We start from the raw sequence: 18,576 nt of genomic DNA, 5'->3' as shown, positions 1-18,576 counted from the left end.
CACCTATTTTCTATTATTTAATAACTAATTGGCTAAGATCACCTAATCGATCCGCAAGAACACTAACTTGTGCCAATTGTGCTAAACGATTATTCTTAACTTTTTCATCTTTAGCCATAATCATATTAGTTTCAAAGTAATTATCAATTACTGGTTGCAATTGTACAAAACCTTGGTAAAGATCTGCCAAATCTGACATCTCTTGCAAGTTTTGAACACCAACATATAATTCTTTTTCACTATTATCTTCAAATAATTCTTCATTAATCTTGACTTGGCCATTAAATTTAGCCTTCTTCAAGATATTATCAATTCTAGTCAAACTTTCAACAACTGGTTTAAATTCTGCATCATCATGATGAAGTCCCAATACATTAGCTGCTGCTAAGATTTGACTTGGATCTTGTTGACTAGAAGCTAAAACAGCATCAATAACATCATATTTGAAATTATTCTTTTGCAAATATTGTTTAATACGATCACGAATAAAGAGTGCAATTTCTTGATCTTCTTCGCCTTCTTTTGGAAGTTTGGCTGGTGTTTTACCATCAACTAAACTTACAATTTCAGGTAAAACTTCATTAAATGGTAATGACCATTTTTGGTTCAAAAGAATTCTTACAATACCATAAGCATAACGGCGAAGTGCATATGGATCATTTGATGATGAAGGAATCATACCAGCACCAAAGAAAGTAATAATAGTGTCAAGTTTATCTGCTACTGATAACAACGCACCAACAGTAGTTTCTGGAAGTGGACCTTCAGCAGTCGCTGGCATGTAGTGTTCCTTGATAGCTACTGAAACTTCTTCGTCTTCACCAGCAAGACGTGCATAATGCATCCCCATCACACCTTGAAGTTCAGCAAATTCTCCTACCATTTGAGTAACTAAGTCGAACTTATATAATTCGGCAGCACGATCAAAATCATTGACAACATTTTCATCTAAATTCCATTTTTTAACTAAATAGTTACCAATAATTCTAACTCGTTGCATTTTTTCAGCCATTGATCCAATTTTATCGTGGAATGAAACGTTCTTCATCTTATCTACAAAATGACTAAGTGGGTACTTACGGTCTTCATCGTAGAAGAATTGTGCATCATCTAAACGAGCAACAAGTACTTTTTCATTACCAGAAATAACATTATCAATGTAATCCTTATTACCATTTCTAACAGCAATAAAGTGATTAATAAGTTTACCATCTTGATCATAAACTTCAAAGTAACGTTGATTATCTTTCATTGAAGTAATTAAAACTTCATCTGGAATTTGTAGGTACTTTTCATCAAAGCTACCACTAAAAACAGTTGGATATTCAACTAAGTTAGTAACTTCTTCAAGTAAGTTTTTATCTTCTTTTACTTGCCAATTATTCTTAGATACTAATTCATCAATTTGACGAACAATCATATCCTTGCGTTCTTTAGCGTCAACAATTACAAATTGATCTTTCAAAGCATCTTCATAATCATCAGCATTAGCCAAAACTACAGAGTCACCTAAGAATCGATGACCTTCTGTTTTACGACCAGCAGTAATATCTAAAATTTTAACCGGGATGACATCACTACCAAATAATGATACTAACCAGTGAATTGGACGAACGAACTCAAAGTCATTTGAATCCCAGCGCATTTTAGTTGGAAAAGTCATAGCCTTAATGATATCACTCATACCAAGCAAAATGTCACTAGCCTTTTTACCTTCTTTTTGAACATGAACGTATGCATATTCTGTGCCCTTGAGTTCTTCAAAGTAAATATCTTCAACGCTCATACCTTGACCACGAGCAAAACCTTGAGCAGCTTTAGTCCAATTGCCTTCACTATCTTGAGCAATCTTTTTGGCAGGACCTTTTTTGATCTCATCGATATCTTCTTGCTTTTCAGCCAAATCTTCAACCAAAATAGTCAAACGACGAGGAGTTGAAAAAGTTTTAATATCTTTAAAGCTTAAACCATTTTCTTTTAAGAACTTACGAGTTCTGTCAGCAAGTTGGTTAACACTACGAGTAACCACATGTGCTGGCATTTCTTCAGTACCAATTTCAAATAAATAATCTTTAGCCATTTTTAACACCCTTCTTATCTTCTGCATTCTTAAGAAGTGGGAATCCACGTTTTTCACGTTCTTCAACAAACTTAACCGCAACTTCATGTGCTAAATTTCTAATTCTTGAAAGATATCCTGCACGTTCAGTAACTGATACCGCACCACGTGCATCAAGCAAGTTGAAAGTATGAGAACATTTCAAAATGTAATCATATGCTGGGTGAACTAAGTTTTGTGCTAAAAGACGCTTAGCTGTCTTTTCATAAATATCAAAGAATTCAAGAAGTTGGTCTTGGTTAGATTCTTCAAAAGCATATTTTGAATGTTCATATTCAGGTTGCTTAAAAATATCACGGTATAAAACGCCGTCTCCCCATTCAAGATCAAAAACATTATTTACATCTTGAATGTATGAAGCAAGTCTTTCAACACCATAAGTGATTTCACTCATAGTTGGCTTAACATCAAGTTCACCAACTACTTGGAAGTAAGTAAATTGGCTGACTTCCATACCATCAAGCCAAACTTCCCAACCAACACCGGCACAACCCATAGATGGGTTAGCCCAGTTATCTTCTACGAATCTAATATCATGTTCAAGTGGATCAATTCCAAGTACCTTCAAAGAATCTAAATAGTATTGTTGAATATCCTTTGGAGCTGGCTTAATAACGACTTGGAACTGGTGGTGTTGGAATAAACGGTTAGGGTTTTCACCATAACGACCATCAGCAGGTCTTCTTGAAGGTTCTACATAGCAAGCTGCCCATGGTTCAGGACCAATTGCTCGTAAAAATGTATAAGGGCTCATTGTACCAGCACCCTTTTCAACATCGTATGAAGGCATAATCATACAACCTTTTGAGGACCAGAATTGTTCCAGCTTAAAGATCATATTTTGAATATTAATTTTCTTATCTGCCATTTTTCCATTTCCCTCCTGCGCTAGGCCATAAAAAAAGCCTATGCAAAATTTTGCATAGGGACGAATTAATCGCGGTTCCACCCTAATTCAGGCAATTATTTGCCTGCCCTTAATTAACTTGACTAAAGGTGCCTTTTCCTAGATGCCCTCTCACCATACAGCATTCGCTTAACTAGTACTTTTCTAAATCCTTATCATCGTCAAAATTCGCTTCTTATTTTACCACATTTTGTCAAGTAAAACTATAAATTAACTAAAAGAGTTTTATCTCATCTAAAAATTTTTTTGTTTTCAAATTTAAGTCAATTGTTTCACGATAAATTCGATCAATTGCTTGGCGTGTATTATGTTTTGTTTCATCACTTAAATTTATTGTACCTAATTTTTCAATTGGAATTAACCCAATTGTTCTCAAAACTGCAGTAGATTTTATATCTAAATGTAAGCGATGTTTAACTGACTTAAAATGATCACTACAAATTACTCCACCTAATTGAATTGAGTAATCAAATTTTCCATGAGTTTTTCCACATATCACACATTCTCTTAAAGTTGGCATTACACCAAAAGCTTCTAGTAATTGCATTTGAACTATTTGAGTAATCATTTCAGGATCAGCATTTTTATCTATTTTTTTCAAGGCAATATCAACCAAATCAAAAAACTTTCCTAATGGTTGATATTCTACAAAAGCATGGTCAATTAAGTCCAAAATAAAAGAAGCATAAGCGTTCCTGATTAAATCATTATAAATTCCATCAAGTTGCTTTACTTCTTTATAGGTTCGCAAATTACTTAAACCATGACCGTTTGTGTAGATGATATATTTGCCATAAGAAAAATTTAGAGTACAAGCTCCTAAACGTGACCTAGGTCTTAATGCACCTTTCACAATCATAGTAATAATACCATGATTTTTTGTCATGATTTTCACAAGTAAATCTGCTTCTTTATACTTTTGTCTTTTAAAGATTATGCCTTGAACTTCTTTAAGTTCTTTAGCCATTAAGAAAGTTCCTTCTTGTCATAACCTATTCTTCTTAAAAAGTTTGGATCTGAACGCCAATTACGTTGGACTTTAACCCACAAACGCAAGTTAACTTTTTCTCCTAACAAATCTTCGATTTGTTTACGTGAATTAATTCCAATTTGCTTAAGCATCTTACCACCTTTACCGATAATGATACCCTTTTGACCATCACGTTCAACATAAATAGTGGCTTCAATCTGTAATTTTCCATTAACTCGTTGATTCATATGCTCAACTACTACAGCAGTAGCATGTGGAACTTCTTGCCCTGTCAAGTGCAAAACTTGTTCACGAATCAATTCTGCTACAACAAAGTATTCTGGACGATCTGTTATTTGATCTGAGCCATAATATTGTGGTCCTTCTGGTAAATACTTATAAATTGACTCTAATAAATCACTAATTCCGATCCCTTGAGTAGCAGAAATTGGTAAAATTTCTGCAAAATTAGCTAATTTACGGTATGAATCAATAATTGGTAGTAATTTATCAGGATGAACTTGATCAACTTTATTAATTACGAGAAATACTGGAACTTTAACTTCTTTGAGTAATTCCGCAATATATTGATCACCTTTGCCAATTTCTTCAGGCTCTACCATAAATAAAACAAGATCGACATCATTTAAACTAGATAAACTAGCCTTGTCCATGTAGTCATCTAATTTTGAATGTGGTTTAAAAATTCCTGGAGTATCAACAAATACTACTTGCATATCATCAGAAGTATAGATTCCCGATATACGATTTCGTGTAGTTTGTGGTTTATTAGACGTAATTGCGACTTTTTGACCAACTAAGTAGTTCATCAACGTTGATTTTCCGACATTTGGTCGACCAACCAAGGCAACAAAACCAGATTTAAATTTTTTATCTTTATTCATTATTTGCCTCGCCCTTCATCTAATTGATCAGGATATAAAGGTAATCCATAATCTTCTAAAACTTTACCTTGAATACCAAACATTTCTTTTGCTTCATTAGGTTCAATATGATCATAGCCATTTAAATGCAAAAAGCCATGAACAATCGTATAACCAAACTCACGATCAAAACCTGTTTCATATTCTTTACTATGGCGCTTAATGACACTAGGACACATAAAAAGATCACCAATATCTTCTTGAAAATCTGGATCGTTCAAAAATTCAGCCATATTAAGACTCTCTTCACCATCTTCAATAGCAAAGGAAATCACATCTGTTGGTCGATCTTTATCACGATATTTCAAATTGATTTCATGACTTCGATTTTCATCAACAAAATTAATACTCATTTCTAAACTATTTTGCTTACCAATTTCTTTTTTAGCAAGCAAAAGTAAATCCATAATCCATTTTTCCCAGTCGCGATTTTTATCATTTAAAAATCCGACTTCATCATTATAGGTAATTTCAATTGGTTCCATATTAATGTTTAACGTCCTCTTTTTCATAAGCATTAATAATTTTGGCAACTACTGGATGACGAACTACATCATTTGCAGAGAAATTAATGAATTTAATTTGATCAATGTTCTTTAAAATATGTTCCGCATCACTTAACCCACTACGCTGGCGACCAGGCAAGTCAACTTGCGTCATATCTCCATTAACAATCATCTTAGAATTAAATCCAAGTCTAGTCAAAAACATCTTCATCTGTGCATCTGTTGTGTTTTGTGCTTCATCTAAAATAACAAAAGCATCATCCAGAGTTCTACCACGCATATATGCAAGCGGAGCAACTTCAATTGTTCCACGTTCCATCAAGCGTTCAGTTGTATTGACACCTAAAATAGCATTTAGCGAATCATAAATTGGTCTCAAATAAGGATCAACTTTTTCCTTTAAATCTCCTGGCAAAAATCCAAGTGATTCCCCTGCTTCAACAGCTGGACGAGTAAGCACTATACGAGATACTTCACCCTTTTTGAAGGCAGCAATCGCACATGCTACAGCCAAAAAGGTCTTACCAGTTCCAGCAGGTCCTATTCCAAAGACGACATCATGTTTTTGAATAGCTTCAACATAGCGCTTTTGACCCATATTTTTAACTCTAATAGGTTTACCTTTAGCATCCCTGATTAAAATCTTCTTATATAAATCACCAAAGTACTCAGTAGTACCTTTATCTGCCATCTTCATTGCACTAACAACATCGGGCGCACCAACGTTAACGCCGGTATTCACAACATCATCTAGCGCTTTAAGAACAGCTAAAGCTTTTTTTACACCGCTATCTTCTCCGTCTAAGACAACTTCATTGCCAGTATCGGTTACAGAAATATCATAACCATCTGATAATAATTTTAAATTGCCATCATTAATTCCAACTAATTTTTGAATATCTTCTGGGTTTTTAGGAATAAAAGTTGTTTGAGCCAAATAAACCCGCTCCTTCTAAAATGCTTAATTCAAGTTATCTCGAACTATAGCTGAAGCTTCTTTACCATCAGCACGTCCTTTTACTTTTGGCATTAAAGCTTTCATTACTTTACCAAAGTCTGATTTGCCCTTAGCATCAACTTCTTCAATAGTCTTTTTAACTATTTCAGAAAGTTCGTCTTTAGACATTTGTTTTGGCATGTAATTTTCAACTACAGCTAGTTCTTTTTTGGTTTCTTCTGCTAAGTCATTTCTTGAAACATTGATGAATTCTTCAATAGATTCTTCTCTTTGCTTCTTTTCACGGCTTAAAACTGTCAATTCTTCATCAGCGCTCAAATCATGTCCAAGCTTAATCTTCTCATTCATAAGAGCTGACTTAATCATTCGTACCGTGTTTAACTTAATCTTATCGTGGTCTTTCATGGCCTTTTTCATATCAGCCATGATTTCGTCAGATAAACTCAATGTTAATCCTTCTTCCTTTTAATAAAACCTAGATAAATTATAACAAAACTTAACCATACAAGAAAATAAATATCACTATTTAATGAAAATATTTTATTATAAACCAAAAAGAAGACCCATACCTAAAAGGTAAGGTCTTCTTCTCAGAATTAATAATGTCTACGTTTGCGCGCAGCTTCTGATTTAAGCTTTCTACGAACGCTTGGCTTTTCGTAGAATTCACGTTTGCGGTATTCTTGTAAGGTACCACTTCTAGAAACGGAACGCTTGAAACGACGAAGAGCATCATCAATAGACTCGTTTTCGTGAACGATTGTCTTAGCCATGTGTGATCCCTCCTTCCATTTCTTGGCGTTACGCCATATGTATAATTAAATTATAGCAAACCATCTTTTCTGGTCAATAGAAACTTGCAACTTTTTTAGATTTTTTTGTAAATATTAAATAAGTTGCAAAAAATAAATAAAGCGATTTCAAAAATCAACTATTTTAGGTATAATTTTACTTAGAAAGAGGTGCAATTATGCCAGAAAACGTAACAAATGATAAAGAAAAAATGGAAGTAAATATTATTATTATTTCAGATTCGGCTGGAGATACTGCTTTTAATTGTGCTACTGCGGCTGCAGCACAATTCCCAGAAGCACAAATCAACTACCGTCGCTACCCATTTATTATCAATAAAGAAAAACTAGAAGGTGTTTTTGAAGAAATTGAAAAATATCCTAATTTAGTTATTATTTATAGTTTAGTAAGTGATGACTTGCAAATGCCGGTTCTCAAGTTCTCACGTGAACACAATGTTCAAAGTGTTGATATTCTTTCACCTGCAGTTGAAGCTCTTCAATTGACTACTCACATGAAGCCTGTTGAAAAAATCGGTGCTCAACATAAAATGAATCAAAAATACTTTGACCGTATTTCTGCGATGGAATTTGCAGTGATGTACGACGATGGTAAAGATCCTAAAGGATTTTTGGAAGCTGATGTTGTACTTCTCGGAGTTTCTAGAACTTCTAAGACTCCACTTTCTCTATTTCTTGCAAATAAAAACTTAAAAGTTGCTAACTTGCCGTTAGTTCCACAAACTCATATTCCAAAAGAAATTTATGAAATTGACCCTAAAAAAATTATCGGTTTAACTAATGATCCATCTGTTCTTAATGAAATTAGACGTCAAAGAATGATTGCTTACGGATTAAATCCAGACACCACTTATTCTAATATGGATTCTATTAATGAGGAGCTTGCATCAGCTAAGAAGCTATATGATAAACTAGGCTGCTATGTTATAAATGTAGCGCATCGCTCAATTGAAGAAACTGCTGCTCTCATTATGGCTCATTTAGGTATTGAAGACTAAAAAAACAAGGCAGATGCCTTGTTTTTTTAATATTATTAATGTCTTAGTTAACATAATTGTAATGGCTATGTAATACTGACGCGCTATAATGTTCACGTTGATAAAAAGGAGTGAAGATTTTTACCGTGTTGGTAAAATAATTAAATGAAGAAACATAAATTAATTACAATTAGTGCTATTGCAATTTTAGCTGGAAATTTTATTGGTTTTACTAAAACAGTTCACGCTGCAGATAATATTACTACTCAAGATGTTATCAGCAGTACCAATAATGAAAAAGATAATACAACAGAATCTAAAAAAGTCAAAAATACATGGGGTTATCCATTTGCAATTCAAAAGAAAAAGGGTATTCGTCCTATGTACAACTCACAAACTTTTGGTATGACAGATTATGCTCGCTCACTCAATCCATTAAGTTATTTTCATGATGGCTGGGATTTTGGTGTTTCTGAAGTTGGTAAAAAAGCTTCAGTTAAGGCTATTCACCCAGGTACAGTTAAAGAAGTTCGCTATGGTGCAGGTCTTGGCTGGTATGTATGGGTTATCAGCGATGATGGATATGTAGAAATTTATCAAGAAGGATTTAATTCTAGAAAAGACATTAAGGTTAAATCTGGCCAAAAAGTTAAAACTGGTCAAAAAATTGGTAAATTGACTGGTACTCACCTTCATCTAGGTTTAACTAAGACCACTAAGAAATACATCAATGCTCAAGGATTTCCATGCAACAACTGGTATCGAAATGTTGGTACTTGGTTAAATCCAGTAAGTATGATTGAAAAACATGTTAAAAAATAATTTTATATATTAAAAAAGAGCTATTTATAATAGCTCTTTTTTCTATACAACTCAAACAATTTCTTGCTCTTTGAACCTACCATAAACCTTTTCAACTTCACATACACTCATGAATGCATATGGGTCAGCCTTAGTAACAATTTGGCGAATATCATACATATCATATCTATCAATAATTGTAATCAATACAGTTTTTTCAGTATGACCATAAGCTCCTTCTGCATCATGAAGAATTGTAATTCCACGATGCATTTTTTCTTGAATACCTTTAATAATATTATGAGGATGCTCTGTAATAATCATGACTTGCATCTTTTTATGCTGGGTATACACCGCATCAATAACGCGACCATTTATAAAAATAGTAAGCGCAGAGTATAAAGCTCTTGTCCAACCAAAAACAAAACCTGCTGCAGCAATAATAACTAAGTTAACAATAATATTAAACTTACCATAATTCATGCCAGTTTTTTGTCTAATTACGATACCAATAATATCCAATCCACCTGTAGAAATACCATTTTTTAGGGCGAATCCTGTACCAATTCCATTGATAGTTCCCCCGAAAATTGCACAAAGAAGCGGATCCCAATTAACGGTTAAAGGGGTAATGACTTTCATCATTACTGACCCTAAAACAACCGCCACAATTGTAAAAAATGTGAATTTTCGACCGATTTTAAACCAGCCCAAAATAAATAGCGGAACATTCAGCGCAAAATACATTAAAGATGTTGATAAAGTAAATGGCATAAAACGTTCACTCATTGAATTTATCAACTGAGCAAAACCTGTAATTCCAGATGAATACATATGACCTGGCGTCCAGAAGAAATTCAAGGCAACTGCTACAGCCACTGAATAAAAGAACGCTGCTGATAATTTCGAAAGGAAATTATACCTTCTGTTGAACTTATCTATATTATCCATGTTTATTTTTAGTCCTTCTCCAAAACTATTCTTACATACTCAGTTTAACAAAACTTGAAGAGTGAACCAATATAAATTAATTACTTTTGCCAATGTTTTTTAATAAAAGCTGACCGACCTCCAGCCTCCTCAATGGCATATCTTAATGGATCTTTTTTATAAAAGTCTTGATGATATTCTTCGGCAGGATAAAAAGGTTCAGCCGGTTCTATTTTAGTAACAATTGGTTTATCAAACTTACCACTATTTTGTAATGCCTTCTTTGATTCTTCGGCAGCTTCTTTTTGTTTTTCAGAATTATAATAAATAACTGGGCGATATTGATCACCACGATCTTGGAATTGACCCATTGCATCTGTAGGATCAGTTACTTGCCAATAATAATCTAATAATTTTTTATATGGCATTATACTTGGATCGTATATAATTTTTACAGCTTCAGTGTGACCTGTGGTTCCTGTACACACTTCTTGATATGTAGGATTAGAAACATGACCACCAGTGTAGCCAGAAATCACTTTCTTAATTCCTGGCAAACTATCAAAAGGTTCAACCATACACCAAAAGCATCCCCCAGCAAAAATAGCCGTGTCATATTTAGATTTTTGCTCTGCATCAAGGTTTACGTTAGTTGCATTATTCTCTGTCATTCTCTGATAATCTCCTTTGTTCTATGAAGTTTCCATCCATTTTCCATCCATTTTTGTTTTAGATGTATTTTTACTTAAACCAAATCTTAACACTACAATTTTAAAAATCAAAAAAATTTGATTTTACAATGAAAAAGGCTATCAACTGCTTTCAATACTAATTCATTTTTAGTTGCTTTAATTTCAACTTTAAAAAAATGAGTCTAATTAAAGCAATAAGAAATACAATAGCTACAATTATAATTATTATATTTAATGATTTATTCAACATAATACTAAAGTTTTAGCTCCTTTCATTTATACTATAGTTATAATAGTATATTATAAATCTTACAATTTTTATTCAACTGGAGGTATTACATGGTAAAATATCTAGCTCAATTTCATAAAAATAGTAATAATCAATACGAAGTTTATTTCCCAGATTTAGAACCTTATGCAGCTACATATGGCAACACTTTTGAAGAAGCATTACAAAGTGCACATGATTCACTAACTGGTTATTTGTTAACACAAAAGGATTTTCACGAAAAAGTTCCTTCTCCAACTCATAATATTGAAAAAATTAATATTCCATCTTCTGATTTTTTAGTTTCTATTCAAGTCGAATTATAATTTACACCAAAAAAAGCACTCTTCCTTTTGAGAAAAGTGCTTTTATAATTTTAGTTAAAGTTAGCTACCTTAACGTAACGATTTTTATTGATTCTGTAATACTTCTTACCGTTGATTCTCATTGAACCACCATAAGTTGAAAGTGTAGCTCCACGTCGAAGAGTTCCTACATAAACTCGACGTCCCTTATTATTGTAAACATATGCATTATGCTTCAAGACACGTTTTTTACCGTCAATATTGTTTAATACAACATAACGATTTTCACCTATCTTGTAGTATTCACGACCATTAATTACAACTACACCGCCTAAAACTGTAATTTGGTTGTAAGCACCAATTGCTTCACTACCATGATTACCATTCTTATCGTAAACATAAGCTTTATGCATTACAGTCTTAGTAGTCTTAACTTCTGAACTTGATGAAGTTGTCTTATTGGCATCTTCTTTGGCTTGTTCAACAATAGCTTCGTTAGGAGTTGGTGCTTGACTAGATGGTTTTTGATCATTATCAGATGAATTTGAATTATTATTGTTTGAATCATTTGCAGGAGTAGTATCAGTTGTGGCATTTGCGCTTGCATATGATAATGGAAGCAAACTAATATTACCATCTACACTCAATCCACGCCAATTATCAGTAAATTGCCAAATAGCTACACCATCCATTGATGGGAAATAGTTAAAGTTAGCAGTATCAATTCGACCAGCAGATGCATAACTTGCAACCCAAAGAGAATTTGGATATTTTGCAGTTACCATACTTGCATTGATGTTATTATTCATTAAATATGCGCCAGAATAAAGAAGTGGCTGGTAACCAGCTGCTTTAACTTTATCCATAAATGCTAAGATTGCAGTAGCACTTGCATTTTTTCCACCGTTAACATTGTTTCCTTGACCAGTTTCCCAGTCACAAGCAATATATGAACCACTTGGAAGTCCTAGTGCTTTTGCACTAGCTACAGCATAATTACCTTCTGCAGCAGCTGCAGCACTATTAGCACCAAAAGTAGCAAAGTGATATGCCATTGGCATCATATTAGTTGCAATTGCACTTGAAATTTGTTGACTTGCTTTAGGATTGCGGTAGCCTGTACCTTCACTCACCTTTACAATAGCGAACTGTGAACCAGCTTGGGCTACACTTGATAAGTTTGTACTTTGATAACTGGCTACATCTACACCATATGAACGGGCTGCAACAGAAGTACGCGCTGCCTTAACTGACACAGATTGTGGTGCATTAGGCTTAACTGTAAAAACAGTAGCTGTTGCCAACGCACTCGCACAGGCCAGTGCACCGATTAACTTCTTATTTCTATTTTGCATGTAATTCCTCCGCATTGTTATCTTCTTATTACACAATCTACTATACCACGTTTTGAATATTACAAATTTTAAAATTATGTTTCAGAATAACTTATATGATTGTAGTATATGTAGACTTTTATATGAACTACATCGGGAATAAATTCCCGAGTTTCTGGGAACAGCAGGTAGTGTTTAGGTTCTTACAGAGATATGCTCTTGATGTCCAAGAGGTCTCACACCTAACTCACTCAAGCCTGCCTATTTACCTTGGCTAGTCCCTAACCAGTTAGCTTTGCTTTATTTAGGATATTAACTGCCGCATTAATATCTCTATCGTGATGTGTCTTACATTTTTGGCAACTCCACTCACGTATATCTAGTGGCTTCTCACCGCTATTGAATCCGCAATTTGAACAGATCCTTGAAGTGTTCTTGGGATTGACAATGATTAACTTTTTGCCGTACCATTCACACTTATATTCAAGCATCATTCGAAACATTCTCCAGCTTGCGTTACTTATTGATTTAGCCAAATGATGATTTTTTTGAAGATTTTTGGCTTTCAAATCTTCAATTGCAATCACATCATAGTTTTTGACTAATTCAGTTGTAACTTTATGGAGATAATCCTTGCGCTGATTTTTGACTTTATCTTGGTATTTTGCCTTTAAGACCCGTGCTTTTTCCCAATTCTTGAAGCTTTCTAAGCTTCTTGGATTGGGTATTTTTTTGTTCTTGTCTTGCAAGACTAGTCTTTGAGCTAAATGGCGTCTTCTTGAGAACTTCTTTTGCCATTCAGTAGCTTTTTTATCAAAATACGAGCCATCAAAAGTATCATACTTGATACCATTTGAAAGAATAGCCAAATCAGCTATCCCGACATCAATTCCGACTTCTTTGTTAGTTTTAGGAAATTCTTTCTTCTCAACTTCAACTTGAAAAGAAATGTAGTATTTTCCAGTTGGTTCTAAGCTTACTGTATAACGTTTGATCTTGGCATCTTTCAAAAGTCCAGTTTTGCTGGTCTTAATATAGCCAAGCTTTGGCAATTTCAAATATCGCCTGCCAATAACACGAACAGTTGACTTGCCAGTATAAGAATTTTTAGTTGACTTTCTTGAATGAAATCTTGGCTTTCCTGCACGGATTGACTTATCAAAGAAGTTCTTCTAAGCTTGATTTAAATTAGCATTAACTATTTGAAGATTAGAAGAATCACTGTTTTTTAGAAAGCTATATTGATATTTTAAAGGTTTTAACAAAATATCTAGCTTATATTTGCCTAAAAACGGCAAATGATGATTATTTTTATATCTCTCATTCATCATCGCAAGCATCTGATTCCAAACAAAACGGTCATTACCAAACATTTGAAGCAATTGCCCTTGTTGCTTTTGATTAGGATAGAGTCTTAATTTGATTCCAGCAAGCATTTTTGTGCCTCCTTTCTTGATTTTATTTTTAAATTATATCAAAACAAAATAAGAGAAAAAAGCGAACGAAATCTTAAAATTATAGATTTTTTAAAACAAAACTTGTCACTTAGATTGCTGGATTCATCTCGGGATTGAAATCCCAAGCTTTCTCCAGTATATTTTCAGTAAAAAGAAAGGCACTATTTCACAAAATACTGTCTATTTTAATTAATAAGAAGGTGGAAACTTATGTTTGTATTAAAGCCTGTCAGTTCAAATCCACATCATATTAAGTCAAGATTAATTTTATTGCGACTTTGATTTGATAATTGCTTCAATTTGATTATTCGCCTTTTTAAAATTATCAGCTATATAAATAAAGTATTTTTTAATTTTCACAAGAATTGACCTAGGTTTTTCAATTGTCGTTTGAATTAATTTTTAATAAATTTTTTATATTTTTCTTTCATTTTTAACTCCATAGCTAAAAATTTACTCTAATTACAAAAAATAAAAGCTGCAAAATTATTACAACTCTGCAGCAATTATTCTTCTTTCAAAATATCTTCTGGGACTTTATAAGCTTGTTCTTTATCTATTCCTTCAAGATAACTTTCTAAACTAATATTTTCTTTATAAATATGTTCACTGACGATTTCAGCAACTTGTTTACCATTAATGAGCATAATTGGATAATTATCTTCTAAAATTTCTTTCTGAGCTTGATCAGTATAATAAGACATCGTCACGAAACTTGCAATCCAGCCTCTTTTCAATCTTGCAATTATTCTATCTATATCCTTACCACCAATACCATGACCTTGTTCATAGCATTTAGCTTGTCCTAAAACCACTTGACGAACTTGACTGATTCCTTTAGCACCAACATCAATTCTCAAAACATAGTCAATTCCACCATCTCCAGATGCTTTTGTTACCCAACCATCATGACAATTTGTACCAGATTTTTCTATTAATAGCCGAGTTACATCTTTAGCTAAAAATTCAAAACCATATGGATCCTTTTTATAATAATTATAAATTTTATTCCAAACTTCTATTTCCTTTTTCGTAACTGGTATCTGTTCACTTTTCTTTATCGTGTTTCTCCCATAAACACGCCTACGTACTTTGTTAAATTCCCCCTCTTTAATCCATTCTCGCCATTCTTTTGGCGCAAGTTCTGAAGCATATTTATCATGTTCACGTCTTGCATCAATCCAACTCCAATTAAATGCTTCCTGCTCTTTTTTTAATGAAAAAACACAAAAAGTAAACAAGTAATTTGAGAAGTATTCCTTATTATCTTGCATCCCTGTATATTGAGTAACCAATTTTACAGATTCAACAGTTCCGTATCCATGAAAAGTTCGCTCACCTTGCTTTTTACTCTCAAAAAACAGAATCGGAATTGCTTGCTCTCTAATCTCTGGATCACTGCTTTGACTAATTTTAAATTGTTCAAGGAGTACTTTATTTCCAGGCATTGTAGCAGGGTTAATATCCGCACTTTTATTATCACCATAATAATGAATATAGCCAATATCTTCATTAAATTCATCTTCCCAAGGATTATATTTTATATCACGAGAGCGAGTATTACTGGAAACAATAATGCATTCTTTATCTTTAAACTGCATGATTCCACGTTGATTATTATAATCCTTAGAAGCAGAAACTAAATGAGTTTGAATAAAATAATTCAATTTCCCTGAATCAGCAACTTCATTTTCTATAGCTTCTTTTTTTGCTAACTTTGTAGTTTTATAAGTTTGACCAATATATAACATAATTTTCCTCAATAAGTCCTTTCTATTAATATTAGCCAAAACTCTTTTCCAGATCAAATCAAAAAGCAACATCATACAAGATGCTGCTTTTATTTTACATAATTTTATTTATTACTTTTTACTACATTTATCACAATACAATCCCAACTTCTTAAGCCAATTAATAACTTGCTTGTTATTATCACCTGTATAACGAATTCCATTGCTAAAATCTGCATGTCCATCTTCGGCTAGACGACGAATATATTGTTCAGATGTTTCAATCGTATCTCCTCCACTCGTTGTAAATGGAATGACATTCTTACCTTTAAAATTATAATCATTAAATAAACTATAAATAATCATTGGCGGACGTTTATTCCAAGTTGGATAACCAATTAAAACTGTTCCATATTCATTAAATCCTTGAATTTTGTTAGCAATCTTAGGCTTAATATTATTCTTTTGTTCATATTTTGCACGCTTTACGCTACTAGCATAATCACCATAAGGCTTAGTTGCCCTAATTTCTACAATATCAGCACCAGTTTGCTTTTGAATATATTGAGCCGCCTTTTTGGTTTTGCCACTTAATGAAAAGTAAACAATCAAAGTTTTATTTTTTACTGTTTTACTAGAAGAGCTAGTTGAAGTTGAACTGCTTTTCTTATTATTAGAACACCCTGCAAAAACTCCCACCACTAACAGCAGGCTCATAAGCAATATAACTTTTTTTAAAATTTTCATAACAAGCCTCCAAACTATCATTTAGATACTTTTAGTATACTCCGTTTTGAAAGCGAAAACATAAATTATATCTTAATAATAAAAAAAGGCTATAAATATAGCTATCTTTATACACTAACTGTCATCATCTTCCCTAATGCGTAAGCCGTCATCATTAAAATTGCAATAAACGCTAAAAAGGCAATCATTTTTTCAAAACTGCCTCCAACTTTATACCTTAAAAAACGTCCTCTTGTATTCACCTTATGAAACGGCATCAACCAATTAACACCTTGCGTGCTGAAACTATCTTCTAACAAATGTAAAAAATATCCTATTATCAATCCCAGCCATATACTAGTCCACCAATTAAATTCAAATGGTCTTAATTGAATTGGAATTACTAAATTCATTAAGAAGTACAAAACTCCAGTAAAAATCAACCAACCTAAAAGAGTATGCGTAATTCCTCTATGATGCAAAAAAAGGCTAAAATGTATCGGTGACTTTTTACTCGCTGTACTATTTGGATGGTCAATATCAGGCAACCCGGCTCCTACACTTGTTGCAAGCAAAAGAAGAATATCAGAAGTTGGACTTTTTAAATAGGTATTACTTACAATTAATCCAGCTTCTACAATCGCAATACTGCACAAGCGGTGTGATTTTATCAGCACAATTTTCAACTCCAAAAATATATTTACTTAAGTGTACCATACAAAAACACGCTCTAAAGTAATTCTTTAGAGTGTAGTTTTAAGTGTTTTGTTATATTAATTAAAATAGCTTAGCGTAAACTTCTTAAACTTGAACCAAAGATACTTTCAATTGCACTTGGATCACGATGATCAAAGAATTGACTTTCATTCATATCAAGACTGGCTATTTTCTTCATATCTTCATTGCTTAGTTCAAAATCAAAAACATCAAAATTTTCAGCCATTCGAGTTTTATGAACTGACTTAGGAATTACCACAATTCCTCGTTGCAATAACCAACGCAAAATAACTTGTCCATTACTCTTACTGTATTTTTTACCAATTTCTGCAATTGTTTCATTAGTGAAGATATTATGCTTACCTTCCGCAAATGGTGCCCATGCTTCTACTGCAATATCTTCGCTTTGATTAAATTTTACATCGTTAGTTTGTTGATACCATGGAGAAACTTCAATTTGGTTAACAGCTGGTTTTACATCTGACATTAATTCCAAGTTTTTTAATTGATCTGGATAAAAGTTTGAAACACCAATTGACTTAATTTTACCTGCTTGTTGTGCTTCTTCTAAAGCTCTCCAAGCTCCAGCAATATCTCCATAAGGTTGGTGAAGCAAATATAAATCCATATAGTCCATATTTAATTTTTGAAGTGAATTATCAATTCCCTTTTTTGCTTTTTCATAGGTAAAATCACTTACCCAAAGCTTAGAAGTTACAAAGAATTCATCACGATCAATTCCACTTTTATTGATAGCTTTACCGACTGCTTTTTCGTTTGCATAAGCCGCTGCAGTATCAAACAGACGATAACCTACATCAATTGCATCAGTAACTGCTTGTTCAGCTTGTTTTAAATCTGGCACTTGGAATACACCAAAGCCTAACATTGGCATTTGATTTCCATCATTTAATTTAATGTAATCCATTAATTTTCCTTCCACTCTTATTAATTTTTGCAATTTCTACCATATTTTATATTATTTTAAAATCATAGATTACTATACCTAATTTTCTATCTCTAAATCTTGTGACCAATCTTTAAACACTCCAGCAAAATCGCCCACACTGCCTGCATCTGTATAAAAGTAAGATACTAATCCAGGATAATTGTTTGATTTTAAAAGCTGTAAAAATGTATGAATCGGCGTAGCTGGCATCCCACCCCATACCGGGCTACCAACCATGATTTCATCGTATTTATTAAAATCAATATTTCCTACATCTATTTCTGGATAGTCATCATCTGCAACTTGCTTTTTAGAAATATCAAATGTTTCATACATATCGTCTGAAAATGTATTCTTTAGTACATTTATTTCAAGTAAATCTCCAGAATTTTCTCTTGCTAATTTTTGAGCTTTTTCCTTAGTTCTGCCGGACCAAGAATAATAAGCTACTAAAATTTTTTTAGCCATTTTTCC

19 protein-coding genes and 1 pseudogene are annotated in these 18,576 nt (G+C 33.0%); 3 read left to right on the top strand and 17 right to left on the bottom strand.

The genetic code is table 11. The annotated features are described in order from the left end of the window. Nucleotides 1-13: 13 nt before the first annotated feature. The 8 genes from glyS to rpsU all read right to left on the bottom strand — a co-directional run bounded on the left by glyS (nt 14) and on the right by rpsU (nt 7,177). Entirely contained in the window at nt 14-2,080 is a 2,067-nt protein-coding gene (gene glyS, locus ACTHPI_RS06795; protein ID WP_445353411.1) for a glycine--tRNA ligase subunit beta, read from the bottom strand. Continuing rightward, nucleotides 2,073-2,987: a glycine--tRNA ligase subunit alpha gene (gene glyQ, locus ACTHPI_RS06790; RefSeq protein WP_445353410.1), complete on the bottom strand. Its 915-nt coding sequence runs from the start codon at nt 2,985-2,987 to the stop codon at nt 2,073-2,075. Before glyQ ends, glyS begins: the two co-directional genes overlap by 8 nt. 253 nt (nt 2,988-3,240) lie before the next feature. Beyond that, nucleotides 3,241-3,993, bottom strand: a complete 753-nt coding sequence (recO, locus tag ACTHPI_RS06785; protein ID WP_445353409.1) for a DNA repair protein RecO — start codon at nt 3,991-3,993, stop codon at nt 3,241-3,243. Continuing rightward, nucleotides 3,993-4,901 (bottom strand): GTPase Era, encoded by a 909-nt coding sequence (gene era / locus ACTHPI_RS06780; protein WP_445353408.1) that lies wholly within the window; start codon nt 4,899-4,901, stop codon nt 3,993-3,995. Before era ends, recO begins: the two co-directional genes overlap by 1 nt. Further along, nucleotides 4,901-5,425 carry an rRNA maturation RNase YbeY gene (gene ybeY / locus ACTHPI_RS06775; protein ID WP_445353407.1) on the bottom strand — a complete coding sequence of 175 codons (525 nt, stop codon included), beginning with the start codon at nt 5,423-5,425 and terminating at the stop codon, nt 4,901-4,903. The genes era and ybeY overlap by 1 nt, the downstream gene beginning before the upstream one ends. Nucleotide 5,426: 1 nt before the next feature. Continuing rightward, nucleotides 5,427-6,383 (bottom strand): PhoH family protein, encoded by a 957-nt coding sequence (locus tag ACTHPI_RS06770; protein ID WP_445353406.1) that lies wholly within the window; start codon nt 6,381-6,383, stop codon nt 5,427-5,429. A 24-nt stretch (nt 6,384-6,407) separates the two neighbouring features. Then, nucleotides 6,408-6,851 (bottom strand): GatB/YqeY domain-containing protein, encoded by a 444-nt coding sequence (locus tag ACTHPI_RS06765; protein WP_445353405.1) that lies wholly within the window; start codon nt 6,849-6,851, stop codon nt 6,408-6,410. 149 nt (nt 6,852-7,000) lie between these two features. Next, on the bottom strand, nt 7,001-7,177 hold the full coding sequence (rpsU, locus tag ACTHPI_RS06760; RefSeq protein WP_002880182.1) for a 30S ribosomal protein S21: 177 nt from the start codon (nt 7,175-7,177) through the stop codon (nt 7,001-7,003). A 197-nt stretch (nt 7,178-7,374) separates the two neighbouring features. On the opposite strand from rpsU, the gene ACTHPI_RS06755 reads away from it, so the two are divergent. Together ACTHPI_RS06755 and ACTHPI_RS06750 are read left to right on the top strand one after the other, a co-directional pair. After that, nucleotides 7,375-8,214 (top strand): pyruvate, water dikinase regulatory protein, encoded by an 840-nt coding sequence (locus tag ACTHPI_RS06755; RefSeq protein WP_445353404.1) that lies wholly within the window; start codon nt 7,375-7,377, stop codon nt 8,212-8,214. Nucleotides 8,215-8,358: 144 nt separating this feature from the next. After that, nucleotides 8,359-9,015 (top strand): M23 family metallopeptidase, encoded by a 657-nt coding sequence (locus ACTHPI_RS06750; RefSeq protein ID WP_445353403.1) that lies wholly within the window; start codon nt 8,359-8,361, stop codon nt 9,013-9,015. 51 nt (nt 9,016-9,066) lie between these two features. Here ACTHPI_RS06750 and ACTHPI_RS06745 read toward each other — a convergent pair whose 3' ends face one another. Next, nucleotides 9,067-9,945 carry a YitT family protein gene (locus ACTHPI_RS06745; RefSeq protein ID WP_445353402.1) on the bottom strand — a complete coding sequence of 293 codons (879 nt, stop codon included), beginning with the start codon at nt 9,943-9,945 and terminating at the stop codon, nt 9,067-9,069. A gap of 80 nt (nt 9,946-10,025) precedes the next feature. Next, a complete protein-coding gene (msrA, locus tag ACTHPI_RS06740) occupies nt 10,026-10,595 on the bottom strand; it encodes a peptide-methionine (S)-S-oxide reductase MsrA (RefSeq protein ID WP_445353401.1) in 570 nt (189 codons plus the stop codon). 360 nt (nt 10,596-10,955) lie between these two features. Between msrA and ACTHPI_RS06735 the strand changes: the two genes are divergently transcribed. Beyond that, entirely contained in the window at nt 10,956-11,210 is a 255-nt protein-coding gene (locus tag ACTHPI_RS06735; protein ID WP_445353400.1) for a type II toxin-antitoxin system HicB family antitoxin, read from the top strand. A gap of 50 nt (nt 11,211-11,260) precedes the next feature. Here ACTHPI_RS06735 and ACTHPI_RS06730 read toward each other — a convergent pair whose 3' ends face one another. From ACTHPI_RS06730 to ACTHPI_RS06700, 7 genes and pseudogenes are all read right to left on the bottom strand, one after another. Continuing rightward, nucleotides 11,261-12,544 (bottom strand): SLAP domain-containing protein, encoded by a 1,284-nt coding sequence (locus tag ACTHPI_RS06730; protein WP_445353399.1) that lies wholly within the window; start codon nt 12,542-12,544, stop codon nt 11,261-11,263. Between the two features lie 260 nt (nt 12,545-12,804). Beyond that, nucleotides 12,805-13,959 (bottom strand): annotated as a pseudogene (locus ACTHPI_RS06725) (RNA-guided endonuclease TnpB family protein). Between the two features lie 527 nt (nt 13,960-14,486). Next, entirely contained in the window at nt 14,487-15,731 is a 1,245-nt protein-coding gene (locus ACTHPI_RS06720; protein ID WP_445353398.1) for a restriction endonuclease, read from the bottom strand. Between the two features lie 111 nt (nt 15,732-15,842). After that, nucleotides 15,843-16,457 (bottom strand): flavodoxin, encoded by a 615-nt coding sequence (locus ACTHPI_RS06715; protein WP_445353397.1) that lies wholly within the window; start codon nt 16,455-16,457, stop codon nt 15,843-15,845. Between the two features lie 107 nt (nt 16,458-16,564). Continuing rightward, nucleotides 16,565-17,113: a metal-dependent hydrolase gene (locus tag ACTHPI_RS06710; RefSeq protein WP_445353396.1), complete on the bottom strand. Its 549-nt coding sequence runs from the start codon at nt 17,111-17,113 to the stop codon at nt 16,565-16,567. A gap of 110 nt (nt 17,114-17,223) precedes the next feature. Next, nucleotides 17,224-18,081, bottom strand: a complete 858-nt coding sequence (locus ACTHPI_RS06705) for an aldo/keto reductase (RefSeq protein ID WP_445353395.1) — start codon at nt 18,079-18,081, stop codon at nt 17,224-17,226. Nucleotides 18,082-18,159: 78 nt separating this feature from the next. Further along, the gene (locus ACTHPI_RS06700) at nt 18,160-18,570 is read right to left on the bottom strand and encodes a flavodoxin (protein ID WP_445353394.1); all 411 of its coding nucleotides are present in this window, start codon (nt 18,568-18,570) and stop codon (nt 18,160-18,162) included. Between the last annotated feature and the right edge of the window lie 6 nt (nt 18,571-18,576).

This window comes from Lactobacillus sp. PSON, assembly GCF_052615405.1.
The sequence above is the reverse complement of the archived record's forward strand: the minus strand, read 5'-3'. Positions and strand labels throughout refer to the sequence as shown.